The sequence below is a fragment of the Bacteroides sp. AN502(2024) genome (genome assembly GCF_041227145.1).
GTDB lineage: Bacteria > Bacteroidota > Bacteroidia > Bacteroidales > Bacteroidaceae > Bacteroides.
Window position 1 is genome coordinate 2,182,373 of sequence record NZ_JBGFSP010000003.1, and the last position, 16,945, is coordinate 2,199,317.

At 43.7% G+C, this 16,945-nt stretch carries 11 protein-coding genes; all 11 read left to right on the forward strand.

Going from position 1 to position 16,945, the window contains the following annotated elements:
- Positions 1 to 9 precede the first annotated feature (9 nt).
- The 11 genes from AB9N12_RS08310 (at position 10) to AB9N12_RS08360 (ending at position 16,945) form a co-directional block, all read left to right on the forward strand.
- Positions 10 to 648 carry an O-methyltransferase gene (locus tag AB9N12_RS08310; protein ID WP_369891316.1) on the forward strand — a complete coding sequence of 213 codons (639 nt, stop codon included), beginning with the start codon at positions 10 to 12 and terminating at the stop codon, positions 646 to 648.
- Between the two features lie 12 nt (positions 649 to 660).
- On the forward strand, positions 661 to 993 hold the full coding sequence (gene rbfA / locus AB9N12_RS08315) for a 30S ribosome-binding factor RbfA (RefSeq protein ID WP_369891318.1): 333 nt from the start codon (positions 661 to 663) through the stop codon (positions 991 to 993).
- A gap of 17 nt (positions 994 to 1,010) precedes the next feature.
- On the forward strand, positions 1,011 to 2,237 hold the full coding sequence (locus tag AB9N12_RS08320; protein ID WP_369891320.1) for an FtsX-like permease family protein: 1,227 nt from the start codon (positions 1,011 to 1,013) through the stop codon (positions 2,235 to 2,237).
- Between the two features lie 961 nt (positions 2,238 to 3,198).
- Entirely contained in the window at positions 3,199 to 3,741 is a 543-nt protein-coding gene (locus AB9N12_RS08325) for an RNA polymerase sigma factor (RefSeq protein ID WP_369891322.1), read from the forward strand.
- Between the two features lie 143 nt (positions 3,742 to 3,884).
- A complete protein-coding gene (locus tag AB9N12_RS08330; protein ID WP_369891324.1) occupies positions 3,885 to 4,811 on the forward strand; it encodes a FecR family protein in 927 nt (308 codons plus the stop codon).
- Between the two features lie 147 nt (positions 4,812 to 4,958).
- A complete protein-coding gene (locus AB9N12_RS08335) occupies positions 4,959 to 6,515 on the forward strand; it encodes a DUF4832 domain-containing protein (RefSeq protein WP_369891326.1) in 1,557 nt (518 codons plus the stop codon).
- A 56-nt stretch (positions 6,516 to 6,571) separates the two neighbouring features.
- A complete protein-coding gene (locus AB9N12_RS08340; protein WP_369891328.1) occupies positions 6,572 to 9,961 on the forward strand; it encodes a SusC/RagA family TonB-linked outer membrane protein in 3,390 nt (1,129 codons plus the stop codon).
- Between the two features lie 17 nt (positions 9,962 to 9,978).
- A complete protein-coding gene (locus AB9N12_RS08345) occupies positions 9,979 to 11,703 on the forward strand; it encodes a RagB/SusD family nutrient uptake outer membrane protein (RefSeq protein ID WP_369891330.1) in 1,725 nt (574 codons plus the stop codon).
- Positions 11,704 to 11,723: 20 nt separating this feature from the next.
- Positions 11,724 to 13,367, forward strand: coding sequence for a SusE domain-containing protein (locus AB9N12_RS08350; RefSeq protein WP_369891332.1), 1,644 nt, complete (start codon positions 11,724 to 11,726; stop codon positions 13,365 to 13,367).
- Between the two features lie 89 nt (positions 13,368 to 13,456).
- Positions 13,457 to 15,055 carry a DUF4832 domain-containing protein gene (locus AB9N12_RS08355; RefSeq protein ID WP_369891334.1) on the forward strand — a complete coding sequence of 533 codons (1,599 nt, stop codon included), beginning with the start codon at positions 13,457 to 13,459 and terminating at the stop codon, positions 15,053 to 15,055.
- 21 nt (positions 15,056 to 15,076) lie between these two features.
- Positions 15,077 to 16,945 carry an FAD-dependent oxidoreductase gene (locus AB9N12_RS08360; RefSeq protein ID WP_369891336.1) on the forward strand — a complete coding sequence of 623 codons (1,869 nt, stop codon included), beginning with the start codon at positions 15,077 to 15,079 and terminating at the stop codon, positions 16,943 to 16,945.

Below are 16,945 nucleotides of genomic sequence, written 5' to 3' on the forward strand. Positions count from 1 at the left end.
ATAAGTTTTATGCAGGAAACCGAATCGATAGACGAATATATTTTGCAGCATATTGATCCCGAGAGCGATTATTTGAAATCGCTCTATCGGGATACACATGTAAAGCTTCTTCGGCCTCGGATGGCTTCCGGACATTTGCAGGGACGAATGTTGAAAATGTTTGTAGAGATGATTCGGCCCCGTCAGATATTGGAGATCGGAACGTATAGCGGATATTCCGCTCTTTGTCTGGCGGAAGGATTGTCGGAGGGTGGAATGTTGCATACGTTCGAAATAAATGATGAGCAAGAAGACTTTACCCGTCCGTGGTTGGAGAAATCGTTGTATGCAGATAAGATTCGTTTCTATATTGGTGATGCCTTAGAGCTTGTTCCCAATTTAGGTGTTATCTTTGATATGGCTTTTATCGATGGTGATAAGCGTAAGTATATCGAATATTATGAAATGACGCTGGCACATCTTTCCGAAGGTGGGTATATCATTGCCGATAACACGCTTTGGGATGGTCATGTGTTGGAACAGCCTCGTAGCAGTGATGCCCAGACAATTGGAATAAAGGCTTTCAATGATCTTGTTGCCGAAGATAAACGAGTGGAGAAAGTGATATTACCCTTGCGTGATGGGTTAACAATTATAAGAAAAAAATAAAGGAGTAGATTTATGGAAACAACAAGACAGAATAAGATCTCTCGCCTGTTGCAAAAGGAACTAAGCGAGATATTCCTGCTTCAGACAAAAGCAATGCCGGGTGTGTTGGTATCCGTTAGCGCGGTGCGTATCAGCCCTGATATGAGTATTGCCCGTGTTTACCTCAGTGTTTTTCCGTCGGAGAAAGCGGAAGAAATAGTGAAGAATATCAATGGCAATATGAAATCCATCCGTTATGAATTGGGCACTCGTGTACGTCATCAACTACGTATTATCCCCGAACTGAAATTTTTCGTGGATGATTCATTGGATTATATCGAGAAGATTGATTCATTGCTGAAGTAAAATAACTCATAGCAGAGGTGAATTTTCCCTTCTATATAGCACGGCGTTATCTTTTTTCAAAAAAGAAGCATAATGCTATTAATATCATATCCGGCATTTCTGTGTGCGGAGTAGCTCTTGCTACACTTGCATTGGTTTGTACCCTTTCCGTTTTTAATGGGTTTCAGGATATGGTGGCCAGTTTCTTTACCGCATTTGATCCGCAACTGAAAATTACTGTCCGTGAGGGTAAAGTCTTTGACGGGCAGGACGAGCGGATTCGTGCTGTCTGTGCGCTTCCCGAAATCGATGTCTTTACGGAGACACTTGAAGAGAATGCGATGGTGCAGTATAAAGACCGCCAAGCTATGGTTGTGTTGAAGGGGGTAGAAGATAATTTTGAAGAATTGACAGCCATTGATAGTATTCTCTATGGTGCCGGTGAATTCCTTCTGCACGACTCAATTGTGAACTATGGAGTGATGGGAGTAGAGTTAGTATCGACTTTGGGTACAGGTTTGCAATTTGTCGATCCTCTCCAAGTTTATCTCCCCAAACGGGATATCAAAGTAAACATGGCAAATCCCGGTGCTTCCTTTAATCGTGATTATCTGTATTCTCCCGGTGTCGTATTTGTAGTAAACCAGCAGGAGTATGATGGGAAGTATATTCTGACTTCTCTTGATTTCCTCCGTCAGCTTCTGGATTATACAACAGAAGTCTCTGCAATGGAATTGAAATTGAAGCCTAATGTCAATATTTCATCTGTACAATCCAAAATAGAGAATATATTAGGCGATGATTTTGTAGTTCAAGACCGTTATCAGCAGCAGGCGGATGTTTTCCGTATCATGGAAATAGAGAAATTTATTTCCTATTTATTTCTGACCTTTATCTTAATGATTGCCTGTTTCAATGTGATCGGTTCTCTTTCTATGTTGATTTTGGATAAGAAAGAGGATGTTGTGACTTTACGTAATCTTGGAGCTGACGACAAACTTATTTCCCGTATCTTTTTATTTGAAGGTCGGCTTATTTCTCTCTTCGGTGCCGTTTCCGGAATTATTCTAGGTCTGATACTATGTTTTATCCAGCAGAGGTTTGGGATAATATCGCTTGGTGGAGATGGTGGGACTTTTGTAGTGGACGCCTATCCGGTTAGTGTTCATGTTTGGGATGTAGTGCTTGTCTTTGTAACAGTTTTGGCTGTTGGCTTCCTTTCCGTATGGTATCCGGTGCGCTATTTAAGTAAGCGGCTTTTGTAATCGGGTATTGTTGTATCTGTTATATAAACTTTTCTATGATTGATGGCGTTTTATTCGGCCTTTATTTTTCATTTCCTGATTTTATATTGAACTTACGTTATTTTAGCTTTGTCAGTAATGCGATATCCGATGACAATGTTTCGGATTCTCATATTTTCGAAATAATATTTCTCTCCTACCTCAAATATGCGTTTCCCAATCAAATCATACCGCTCTACCCGGTGGATAAGGGAAGCATTGTTTAAATATTCTGTATAGCTTTGTATTTGGTTAACTGATATGTTGGTATGTTGTGATTTTAAATAATCACTGATATTCTTTGCCGAAAAGAGGAACAAAGTATTGCGTAGCTTGTATCTACTGACAACATTACGAAATACAATCGTGGAATATACACTCTTCAAATATTCATTAACCGTTTCATCTTCGAGAGAGGTTTAGTAAATATAGGAGTCCGCCGTAACGGCTATATAGCTCATAGCTCGTTTCACTTTCTATTAGTCCGTGGAATTCAAGAAATTCAGAATAGGAGAGACTATATATTTTGAATTCGATATATCTGAGGCCGTCTAACAAGTTTAATCTGCCTCTATTGTTGGAAAAGAATAATTTCATAGAAAACATACTAAAATTAGAAATAATCAGTAAAACGAATATTTTCGTGGCATAAATATTTCTGTGTTTCCTTATTTTCAATACATTTGTGGCATGCATGAATTTATTTTATCATACCTTGTGTAATTGAAAAAATATCGCGATAACTTAATGGATAGAATCTTGATGAAATAAGTTTTTTAGGGAATGGCCAGGTAACTCCACATTATTTTTTAATATTTGTTGAAAGATAAGTCATTTGAAAGTGTTCATTAATCGATTGAAAATGTTAATGTAATATAATGTACCTATATAATACATGAAGTTTAGGTGTCAATATATAAAGTAGTAATCTAATATATCTTAAATGGAAGACCTGGAAAGAGAACTTTTGTTGATTTCCAAAGGGGATGAACTGGCTTTTAACAGTTTCATGAACCGATATTCGAAGAGGTTATACTATCACGCTTTTGGTATTCTTGGTAATAAAGAGATGGCAGAAGAAGTGGTCGGTGATGTTTTCTTTGAAGTGTGGAAACTACGTAGTACGCTTTTGGAAATTGCCAGCATGCTGAGTTGGTTGAATACAATTGTTTATCGTAAATCAATTTCTTATTTGCGCAAAGAGGCAAAGAGTAATCAGGAAATTTCTTTTGAGGAACTTCAAAATTTCTCTTTCCCTGATATGCAGACTCCGATGGATGATATGCTTTCGCGCGAGGAAATACAGGGATTGAATAAAGCGATCGATAGTTTGCCACCCAAATGCAAGCATGTATTCTTCCTGGCAAAACTCGAACAAATGCCTTATGCGGAAATTGCGGATATGTTGCAAATCTCACTTCCTACAGTGAACTACCATATAGGATATGCTATGAATGCCTTACGGAAGAAACTTGTGGACGGGTAATCCGAAAAAACAGCATTGGAAGAAAAAAAGTGGGAGTTTGACCTATAGATAAATCCGGCCCCTGCGTCTTTATATATAGAAAGAAGTTTTGGGTGAAAAGATTGTTAGCAGGAAAAATATTGAAAGGATTAAAAAAATTGAAGATGGATAAAGATATTAATGATTATAAGTATGGTGATTTGCCGGACGACATCAAATTGAAGTCGTTCATACAACATAGCACTCCAGCCGATATAGATATTTCCGGCATCAAGAAAAGAGTTTTTTTGAAAATGCACCAGCAGGAACGCAAATCCAGGCAGCGACGCATTATGATGCATATTGGTTCGGTGGCTGCTACGCTACTTCTTTTAATAGGTATTAAATATATAGTCGGGGAGAATACAACAGACGGTTTGCATCGTACGGAAGTTATGGAATTGATGGCTGATGCTTACGATGAAGAAGTAGAAGTGCCTGTTGGCGAAAAGATGACGTTGATTTTAGCTGATGGTACCAGAATTATCGCCAACTCACGTACCGTTGTCCGTTATCCCAAACGTTTTGATGGTGAGTTCCGTGAGGTGTACGTGAAAGGTGAAGCCTACTTCGATGTGGCACATGATGCGGAACATCCCTTTTTAGTCAATTCTGATAACTTTAAAGTGAAGGTACTTGGAACCAAATTTAATGTGAACAATTATGATGTTTCAGATTCACAAGTTGTGTTGGTTCAGGGTTCGGTAGAGCTAAAAACGTCCAACAATGACAGAGTTCGTATGAAACCGAATGAACTGGTGAATTTGCAAGAGGGTGGTTTTGCTGAAAAACGATTAGTGAATACTGACGAATATACTTGCTGGATGCAAGGGATGATAAATCTTGTCGGTGAAAGTGTAAAGTCTGTATCCCAACGGATCAGTCATTATTACGGGGTGACTATTTTGTTTGATGATAAGATATCGGCAAATAAATTGTATGGCAAACTGGTACTTGGCAATCAGGTAAAGGACGTCTTGAAAGTCATTGAAACCATGACACAAACCCGAATGAAAATTCATGGTGATACAATCTACTTGGTGAAGGAGTAATTACTTTTGTAACTGATTATTCCCGAATAAAATAATTACATAGAAACTTCTTATTAACCAATTTGTAATACCTTCATAGCAAGGTATAGGAGATTCACACCCTTTTTTCGAAAGGAAATCTCTATTCCATTAATACCATTGAAAAAGATGAAAAGACATACTCTATTACACACATTTATGCTTTTTATAGCAGCTCTAATACTCTGTGGATGGTTTTCGGCGCTTACACAACCTATTATGACAAAAGGAGTAAAGACTCCTACTCAAACAGTACGTTTTGAGCCGGATACTCTTTCGGTACTCAAAAATCCCCTAACAGGTTGGGTGATGTATTTGGGACGTGCATGGGATGAAAACTTTTGGCAAACTCACCATTATGATGCTATGCCCGTAAATGGTGGGGATTCCACTGTTCGCGTGAGCGATTACGCCGGTACATGTTATATTCGCATCAATTGGAATATGCTTGAGAGTAAAGAGGGAGATTATGTATGGAACGATCCGGACTCACGTATCTATAAATTGCTTGCTTCGGTGCGTGAACGTGGCATGCGACTGGCTTTCCGTATCAATGTAGACAGCCGCGACCAAGGACAGAACACACCTCTTTATGTAAAGGAAGCCGGTGCGAAAGGTTTTCAAGATCCTAATAATCCCCAAATATGGTCGCCTTATCCTGACGATGCTGTGTTTCAACAGAAATACGAAAAGTTCCTTCAAGCCTTTGCTGTTGCTTTTGACGATCCCGATAAAGTAGATTTTATTGATGCTTATGGGCTTGGTAAATGGGGAGAAGCACATGGCGTGAAGTATAATAACTACTCAAATAAAGTAGAAGTATTCGAGTGGATTACCGATACCTATGCAAAAGCTTTCAAACGTGTGCCATTGGTGATAAACTACCATCGTTTGGTGGGAGATACCATCAGCTGGGCAGAACCACACCCTGATAGTAAAAGATTGCTCGAAAGAGCCATTGCCAAAGGATACACCATTCGTCACGACGCTTTTGGCATGACTGGTTACTACGAACAGTGGGAAAAAGATTTTGCTCGTGCTTACCGCTTTCGCTTGCCCATCATTATGGAGGGAGGATGGATTACCGGAGCGCACCACCGTTACTGGATTGATCCTAGTGGCAAGTATCGCCAGGGGCATTCGGAAGATGTGCGGTGGGGCGAGTACGAAGAAAGCCGTAATGCCCATGTCAATATGATGGATCTTCGCATTGGTGATGAAGTAGCCTCGTGGTTTAATACCTCTTTCGATTTGGTGAAGCGTTTCGAACGTGAGGGAGGATACCGGCTCTATCCCACTGAGGTAAGTTTTGTTAATAAAGCCCGTTCAGGCGAGCGTGTGAGCGTGCAACACAATTGGCGCAATCTGGGTTGGGGATACTGTCCTACCAATATTCCTCAATGGAAAGGAAAATATAAAGTCTGCATCGCTTTGATGGATGACAATCATAACATTGTGAAAAAACAGCTTGCAGATGAGGCTGATCTCTCAACTTGGTTACAAGGGCGTGATGGTCATTATACCACAACTGTCAATTTGGATGGACTTCAAAAGGGAAACTACACTTGGCTTATTGGTTTGGTTGATACAACCAAAGCATGCCAGCCGGGCTTGAAAATGGCGGTCGACAAGAATCTTCTATTTGAGGGATGGTGCAAAGTCGGTAAACTTAAAATCAACAACTAACTGGTAGATTACTCATAAATCGTTATGCAATAAATATTAATTATTAATCTTATATTATGAATCGAAAAACAATCACAACTACGGTGGTAAGCTTAGCAAAAGCTTTCTGTTTGGCTGGACTACTGTCTGTGCCCGCTTATTCTAGCGCGTCGACTGTTTCGTTCGAAAAGGTAAATGGAATGTATATCCTTAAAGCCGAAGATTCGACAGTGAAACAAGTGTTCGACTACATTGAAAAACATAGCCAATATGTTTTTGTCTATGATCAACCTGTAAAAGATCGTCTCAACAACAAAGTGAACATCGAGTTGAAAGGAAAGTCGATCGATGCTATTTTGACGGAAGTATGTCGGCTAGCCGATTTGAAATATACCATTCAGAACCGTCAAGTAACCATCACTGCTAATCCTTCTAAAAAGGCTACTACTCAAGTGAAAAAGGCGAAGCGCATTTCTGGTCAGGTAGTCGATGCAACTGATCTTCCGATGATTGGTGCTACGGTTCGTGTGAAAGGTAGTGATGCAGCTACTATTACCGACCTTGACGGCAAGTTTCAGATAGATGTTCCTGAGGGTAGCGAACTGCTCATCAGCTATGTCGGTTATAATGACAAAACCGTGCGGATAGACAGCAAGAACATGTATGCTGTTGTTATGGAAGAAGCCTGTAAAGCACTTAATGAAGTTGTGGTTATCGGTTACGGTGCGGTGAAGAAGAAAGACCTTACCGGTGCCGTGGCAGCCGTGAAAGGAGAAGAACTGGTGAACAAGCGTACAGCCATGCTTTCCAATGCTTTGCAAGGTTCACTCTCGGGAGTGATGGTGACACGTGATAACTCGGCTCCCGGTTCAGGTGCCGCATCTATCCGTGTGCGTGGTATTACTACTATGGGTGAATCGAGTCCGTTGATAATTGTCGACGGTGTACAAAGCTCGCTCGATTATGTGAACTCTAACGATGTCGAGAGTATCTCAGTACTGAAAGATGCTGCCGCTGCCAGTATTTACGGTTCGAAAGCTGCTGCCGGTGTTATCTTGGTTACTACCAAGCGCGGTAACGATAGCGGTAAAATCAACTTGAAGTACAATGCTGAATTTGGTTGGGAAATCCCTACCAAACAACCCAGCATGGTAGGAGTCACCCGTTACTTGGAGATGAGTAACGAGTTGAAGTACAACGATAATCCTACCGGCGGTTTTTTTCAGGAATACACGGCCGACCAAACAAAGAATTGGGTAAAGTATAATGCTACCGATCCCAACAACTACCCTATTACCGACTGGACTGACTTGATTTTGAAGTCAAGCGCTCCCCGTATGACTCACACTCTCTCCGTATCGGGCGGTAACAAAGCGGTAAAGTCGGTAGCTACTCTTTCGTATGACGAGGTGGACGGACTTTACGATGGTCGTGGATTCCAACGTTATATGTTTCGTTCGAACAACGACTTTAATATCAACGACAAACTTAGTGCCCAAATAGACGTGAATATCCGTCATGCTAAGAGTAGTACTAAAAATTTTGATCCTTTCGATACCATGCGTAAGATGCCTGCTATCTATCCCGCTACTTGGGACGATGGTCGCCTGGCTTCAGGTAAGAGTGGCGCGAACCCCTACGGGTTGCTTGTAGCCGGTGGTAACTCAGTGGCTCACAGTACCCAGGTGGCTGGTAAAGGTTCGCTGACTTTCAAGCCCATCAAGGGATTAAGCATCTCAGGTATCGTATCTCCTTTTATCAATTATCAAAAGAAGAAAGCGTTTAAAAACTCATGCGGATATACTCTCGCTGATGACCCCAAAACTTTTGGCGGTTATTTCGACTCTGGCAGCACGTGGACTACCAATTCGCTTGAGGAAACCCGTAAGGATAATTATCATGTTACCAGCCAGCTTATTGCTAATTATATGGGAACCTTTGGCAAGCATAATCTCACAGTGATGGCAGGTTTTGAGAACTACTACATGAAGGACGAAGAACTGACTGCTGCTCGTGATAAATACGAGCTTACCGGTTATCCTTACCTCAATATTGGTTCGGAAGATTTCCAGACCAATAGCGGTAAAGGCAATGAGTATACTTCTAATTCAGTTTTCGGCCGTGTTATCTATTCATACGCCGATCGTTACCTGTTTCAGGCTAATGTACGCCACGATGGTAGTTCGCGTTTTGCCAAAGGCTATCGTTGGGGTACCTTTCCTTCATTCTCGGCAGGTTGGGTAATGAGCGAAGAAAAATTCATGAAGAACCTCAATTGGGACTGGCTTTCATTCTTGAAGTTGCGCGGTTCATGGGGTATGTTGGGTAACGAACGTATTGGTGACAATTATTTCCCCTACATTGCTTTGATGAGTTTTGGTAATTCACTATTCTATATGGCCGACGGAAGCGTTGTTTCTGATAAGACAGCCCGCCCTGCCGTGTTGGCTGTAGAAGATATTACTTGGGAAACTACTACCAGTACCGACATCGGTTTGGATGCCAACTTCTTCAATAACCGTCTACAGTTCCACTTTGATTATTATTGGAAGCAGACTAAGGATATGTTGCTGAATATCGAGATCCCTTACTTCATGGGATACAATAATCCCAGTACAAATGCGGGTAAGATGTCTACCCATGGTTATGATATTGAACTGGCGTGGAACGACCGGATAGGAGACTTCAAGTATGGAGTGAATGTGAATTTCTCTGACTTTCTCTCAAAAATTGACTATATGAATGATGGCGAGCAAATCAGCAATGGTAAGATTAAGCGTGCCGGTGTTCTTTTCAATGAATATTATGGGTATGTGTGCGATGGCATCTATCAGACTCAGGAAGAAGTGAACAATTCGGCCCGTACGAGTACTACCGTAACGATGGGTGACTTGAAATATCGTGATATCAGTGGTCCTGATGGTGTACCCGATGGTATCATCAGCCCCGAGTACGACCGTGTCCCCTTGGGTAACTCGCTTCCTCGCTTCCAGTATGGCGGTACATTCAATGCTTCCTACAAAGGGATTGACTTCAGCATTGCTTTCCAGGGTATCGGCAAACAGAATTCGTACCTTTCTACTGCCATGGTGCAACCTTTGCGTGATAACTTTGGTAACGTGCCGTCAATTCTCGAAGGTAACTATTGGAGTCCCTTCAATACCGCTGAAGAGAATCTGTCAGCCAAATATCCCCGCCTTTCGAACGTATCGAAGAGCAATAACTACGCCACATCTAGCTTTTGGATGTTCAACGGTTCATATTTCCGTTTGAAAAACCTCACATTGGGTTATACCCTGCCTGAGACTTGGACGCAAAAGGCTGGCATAAATCGTGTCCGTTTCTATGTGAGCGGTAGTGACCTTTTCTGTTTGAGTAATTTCCCCGATGGTTGGGATCCTGAAATGAACTACAAAGCTTATCCGATTACCACTTCTTTAGTAATGGGTCTGCAAGTTAACTTTTAAATAAATAGGAGTAGAATATGAAAACAAAGATATTATTATTAGCCGGAATGTGCCTGGGGCTTGTTGCTTGTGAGAGTATGGACCTGGTACCCAAATCACAAGGTAATACCGAATCATGGTACACAACCGAAACAGAATTGCGCCTGGCTTCCAATGACTTTTACATTTTGGGTTATTGGCAAGAACCTCTTAGTTCGTCCGAACAATGGTCGGATAACACTACCTATCGTCAGACGAACCGTAATCCGGGAAGTGGCGGAACCATACTTGATGGAACCATGAACGGTCAGCAGTACGAAGTATATGCTTTGTGGCAACAATCATTCAAACTCATTGCCCGCGCCAACACAATGCTTGAGAATATTCACAAGGCACAGGGCTCTGTGACTCAGGAAGTGTACGACCGCTATGCCGGTGAGGCCTACTTCTGCCGTGCCTGTAAATATGCCGAATTGATTTTCTTTTATGGTGATGTACCCTATCAAGAGGAGACTATTACCATTTCCGAAGCTTTGCAGCGTGGTCGTAAGCCTAAAGCAGAAGTGATTCCTTTGGTATACGCTGATTTCGATAAAGCGATAGCCGGTTTGCCCGAAAGCTATGGACAGGGTGAGAATATCCATGCCACCAAAGGCGCGGCATTGGCTATGAAAGCACGTTTTGCCCTCTATATGGGCGACTATGAAATAGCTGCTCAAGCTGCCAAAGCTTGTATGGATCTCAAACTTTATTCTTTGGAGCCCGACTATGCCAAGCTTTTCAAGCAGAGCACCAAACTGAATGATGAGAAAGTGTTTGTGATACCTCGCTCTATTGAAAACAGTGTGATACTCGACTCTTGGATTGTGAAGAACGGTCTTCCCCGTAATGCCGGAGGATATGGTTCATATAATCCTTCATGGGACCTCTTCGCTTCATACCTCTGTACTGACGGACTGCCTATCGATGAATCCCAGTTGTTCGACCCTCGCAACCCCTTCAAGAACCGCGACCCGCGTTGTGCGATGACTATTGTTGAGTTCAACACCGAGCACTGTGGCTTCGAGTACGACCCCAGTCCGGCAGCTAAAACTGTGATGAACTACACCACAGGTAAAATGCAAAGCAACCAGGACACCCGTATCGTAAATCAATATAGCTCATATACGGGATTGTTATGGAAGAAAGGTATTGATGCTTCCTGGACAGTAGACCAGAAGGTAGAGCAGGACTACATTATCATGCGTTACGCAGACGTACTGTTGATTTATGCCGAAGCCATGATAGAACTGAACCGGATTGACGACAGCGTGTTGAAAGCTATCAATATGGTACGTGCCCGCGCTTATGGCGTAAATGTAACGGCAACGGACAGCTATCCTGCCGTGACCACTACCGACCAGACAGAGTTGCGCCGTGCCCTGCGTATAGAACGCCGTATGGAGTTTGCCATGGAGAACCAACGTCTGCAAGACTTGATGCGTTGGAAATTGGCAGGAAAAGCATTGAACGGTTATAACTATATCATGCTAATCAATCCTACGGAACTGCTGAATAATGTAGTGAATAAGAATCTCTGGTTCTGGGGAATGACCCCTCAAATCGACGAAGATGGTTTGGCTGATTTTTCGGCTCTCTTCAATGCCGGTTATTGTTCGCAGGGTGCTAAACGCATCTTCCCCGAACGCGAATACTTGTGGCCACTGCCTACACATGACGTGGAATTGTGTCCCAACTTATTGCCCAACAATCCGGGTTATTAATCCTATAAACTATTACGAACATGAAAACAATGCATTTATATAGAAGCCTTGGGGTGGTGGCTGTGGGAATGATGAGCATGCTTGCTACCTCGTGCGAAGAAGATATAGATAATACCGCTTCACGCAACCGGTCGGAGATCGAGCTGGCTCCTTCGGGTGAATATATCAAGCTCGATGAGAGCAAACCCAACGAAACTGCTGTCACTCTGAAGTGGAGTGCCGCTCACGATTTTGGTGAAGATTATATCACGACTTACAAATACGAGATGCAGCTCATCGGTAGTGAGGCTACGAATATCAAGGAGTTTGATGACGATGGAGAATTCTTTCGCTCGTATACCAACGAGGAGATGCAGAAAATACTGGTCGACCATTTCGGACTCACTACCAGTACCATTGGCGAAGTACTGTTTACTGTAACAGCCAACTTTGAAGGTCCCCGTCTGATGGTGCCTGATATTGCTACGGCTACATTAAAGATAAAAACGTATGGTCCTAAACAGTACAAAGCCGATAATCTCTATGTCGGAGGTTCCGCAGTGGGTGAAGACAATATAAAATTGACGTTGAAAGACGAGGTAAACAAGATTTATAGTTATGAAGGTGCTTTGGTAGCCGGTAAGATAAACTTCCCTGTTGATTATGCCGATGAGTTGAATGCCATTGGGCCGGAAACTGCCGATGCTCCTATAACCACTGGTGAAATGACAGGTGTTATATCCGATTGTGCCGAAGCTCATTCGTGGGTGATTCCGTCAGCGGCTACTTATCGCATCACTGTGAATATGAGCAAGCAGACTGTGAAGATAGTAGAAGCCGGTGCGGTAGTTGAGGCTGAGCAAATGTTCTTGGCGGGTACTGCTGTAGGTGAAGAGCAAATTGAGATAGCTCAAACTCTCGAAAATGATCGACTTTATGCTTGGCGCGGTGAATTGAAAGCCGGTAGACTTTATATACCGCTCACTTTCGAAGGCGAACAATCGATGGCTATTGTGCCGGAAGTTGCAGATAATCATGATATCGAAGATGGTCAGTTGGCAACGTTCAGGCAAGCACTCATTAACAAAGTAGACAGGCAGTATTGGACTATCCCGTCTGATGGCACTTATCGTATTGTATTGAATAAGGAGGAAAAGACCATTACCATCTATTCGGCGGCTACTGATTTGAAACCGCTTAGAGTATCGTTCAATAATACCGAATTGGGGAAAAATCCTTGGGAACAAGATGTCAATGTGTTGCACATGTATGGTGGTTTCAACGGTTTTGCTTACGATGCAGGTACTGACGAAGAAACCGGAAAGTCTCTTAAATACTGTCAAGTGAAGTATGACCTTATTCAGAGTCTTGCTAATCCGAAAGTGTTTGTTTATAAGGGTGATGTTTTGCCTCGCACAAAATATACTGATAATTATGGTAAGGCTAATGCCGGTTGGGTGAATTTCAGTACGCTGCGATATGCTAATAACGGATGGTTCGTTGGTTCTACAGCTGCTGCTGAACGGAATAAATATAACGGTTATAAAGAAGTCGAGACTGGTAAGATAGAGGGGGCTGTAGTTGGTCAGAGTCATAACCGCTACGCTTACTTCCTCATCCCTGAAGGCTGTAACTATGTGGTAGTGAATATAGAGAATAACACTGTACTCTTTGATATTAAATAAATCCAAAATTGAATAGGATAAGGGGGGAAGTTTTAATCACTTCACTTCTTATTCTATCTTTAAACAATAACAATTAAGACATATATTCTATGAACAAAATAATAAAAAATGGCATCAAAGCCTTGTCGATGTGTCTGCTGGCTACTACGGCTTTCATAGGTACTGCTTGTTCAGATGATGACCTTACAACCGACTATAGTTGGAACATTGAAGGCAATACTACCGTCAGTATTAAGCCCGAACGCTACAAACTACTGCGTAACCCCATGAGTGGGTGGGTTATCTACTCAGGTATCGGAAGTGGTATGATGATGGATTTTTGGAATCTCTACGACAATTTTGAGTCGTCCGATGGTATTGTGAAGGTATCCGACTATGGCAATACTCTCTATGTACGTGGTCTTTGGAGTCATTTCAATCCTGAGAGAGGTAAATATGTATGGGATGAAACTTTGCAGACTGAACCGGCGAAGCGCTTCCGCATGTTGGTGGAAGGAGCTAAAGAACGAAACTTGAAACTCGCCTTCACCTTTGTGTGTGACAGTCGTGACAAGCATGAAAATGCCTGTCCCGAGTATGTGAGAGAAGCCGGTGCCGAAGGATTCACCACTACTACCGGTAGTGTGGACGTATGGACGCCTTATCCTGACGACCCCATCTTTCAGAAAGAGTATGAAGCGTTCCTCACCGCTTTTGCTGCCAAATACAATGACCCCGATGTCACTCAATTTGTAAGCGGCTTTGGATTGGGCAAATGGGGGGAAACTCACACACTGAAATACTCGACAGGTGATGAGAGCCCCAGACAAGCTGTATTCGAATGGATTACCGACGTAATGTCTCGCCTTTTCACCAAAGTGCCTATCATGATAAACTATCACCGATGCCTGCTTTCTACCAAAGAATCTGGTGATGTTGATACCGGTATATCTGCCGATTTGGTGAAACGTGCTGTAGCCAAAGGCTTCTGCCTGCGTCACGATGCTTTTGGTATGAAGCAATATTATAAGGATTGGGAGCGTGGTATCGCTGCAGCTTATCGTGGCATTGTACCTATCACTATGGAAGGTGGTTGGGTGGAATCATCTCACGGTGGTTCTATTGCCGGTGACGGTTATAAGAATTTTGCCGAAGTGCGCCAGGGAGAATATGATGAAGCTAAGGGTGGTTATGTCAATATGATGGACCTTCGCTTTGATACCAACGTGAACACCGGTGAAACGCACTCTTGGTTTAACACCGCTTTCCATCTGGTAAAGGAATTTATATCCGAAGGAGGTTACCGTCTCTACCCCGATCGTCTGTCTATTCCTACTACAGCCCGTAGCGGTAGCAACGTATCGCTTACTCACCGCTGGTCGAACTTAGGCTGGGGGTACTGTCCTACCAATCTGCCGCAGTACGGTGACAAATACAAACTGGCTATCGCTTTGCTTGATAAGAGCACGGAAGAGCCTGCCCGCATCTATATAGAAGAGAAAGCGGATATTGCTACCTGGATGAGCGGAAAACCCAAAACTTACACTACCAACATCAAACTCACCGATGTATCCGCAGGTACTTACACTTGGGCGGTGGGATTGGTAGATACTACCAAAGAGAACGCTATCGGTATCTTACTCTCTGCCCGCGATGAGTACCAAACCGCCAAAGGTTGGGTGAAAGTGGGAGATATAACTATTCAATAATCATAAAAACGCTGTGCTGTGATGAAAAAAATCTTACTGACATGCATAGCCGTAGCCTGTAGCCTTGTGGCTGTAGCCGGAGAACTGCTCATTGAAGCAGAAAGCTTCAGCCAGCGAGGCGGCTGGGTGCTTGACCAGCAGTTCATGGATCAGATGGGTTCGCCCTATCTCATGGCACATGGCATGGGCATCCCTGTGGCGGATGCTAAGGCAGAAATCAACATTCCCCAAGCGGGCACTTACTACGTATATGCCCGTACTTACAACTGGACTTCACCTTGGACCTATGCCGAAGGTCCCGGAAAGTTCCGCCTGGCTTTAGGCGGCAAATTGCTGAAAACGACGTTAGGACATACTGGTAATTCCTGGCAATGGCAATTTGCCGGAAAGGCAGTATTGAAAGCAGGGACTACCACCCTTGCCCTGAAAGACCTCACCGGTTTCGACGGTCGTTGCGATGCCATTTACTTTACGACCGATGTGAATACGCAGCCCGCTACCTGGGATACGGCAGAGACAGCCGCACTTCGTGCCCGCTTGCGACAACAGCAGACGGTGCCCACTCATCAATACGACTTTGTGGTAGTAGGAGGGGGAATAGCTGGTATATGTGCCGCCGCATCGGCTTCCCGGTTAGGTTGCAAGGTAGCTTTAGTGAACGACCGTCCTGTGCTGGGCGGCAATAACTCGTCGGAAATACGTGTACACCTCGGCGGTATCATTGAAATGGGACCTAACGAAGGATTGGGCCGTATGATACGCGAGTTCGGTCATACACGTTCCGGCAATGCCCAACCAGGCGACTACTATGAAGACCAAAAAAAGGAAGATTTTATCGCTGCCGAAAAGAACATCACCCTCTATGCCTCTCAGCATGCTGTAGCCGTGAAGATGCAGGGTGGCCGCATAGCGTCAGTCACTATCCAGCACATCGAGACGGGTGAACAAACCGAACTGACCGCTCCTCTCTTCAGCGACTGCACAGGCGATGCTACCATAGGCTATTTGGCAGGTGCCGATTGGACGATGGGACGCGAAGGCCGTGATGAGTATGGCGAGAGCCTTGCTCCCGAACAGCCCGACTCATTGGTGATGGGCGCCTCTATACAATGGTATAGTAAGGATATGAAAAAGAAAACCTCATTCCCTCATTTTGAATATGGCGTGCGTTTTGACGCTGAAAACTGTGAGCCTGTAAACATGGGCGAGTGGAAATGGGAAACAGGTATGAACCGTAATCAGGTCAGTGAGGCTGAACGTGTACGCGACTATGGGCTTTTGGTGATATATTCCAACTGGAGTTATCTGAAGAATCACTATAAAGACCATAAGAAGTACGCCAACCGTTCCCTCGACTGGGTGGCGTATGTTTCAGGCAAACGCGAATCACGCCGTCTCTTGGGCGACTACGTACTGTCACAGGACGATATAGATAAGAATGTGGCGCATGAGGATGCTTCGTTCACCACTACTTGGAGCATCGACCTTCACTTCCCCGACAGCGTGAACAGTGTCCGCTTTCCCGGCAATGAATTCAAGTCGGCTACGGTGCATCGTTGGATTCATCCTTATGCCGTTCCTTATCGCTGTCTCTATTCTCGCAATGTGGACAACCTCTTTATGGCAGGCCGTAATATGAGCTGCACCCATGTAGCCTTGGGTACGGTACGTGTGATGCGTACTACCGGCATGATGGGTGAAGTAGTAGGTATGGCAGCCGGACTCTGCCACAAGCATAGGGTAGAGCCGCGCGACATCTATCATCATCACCTGCCCGAACTGAAGCAACTTATGCAAGCGGGCCTGGGCAAACGCGATGTGCCCGATAACCAACGCTTCAACGAACCCAACGAATTGTTGGAAGTTCCGGGAGCTTACGTCAAACCGTAG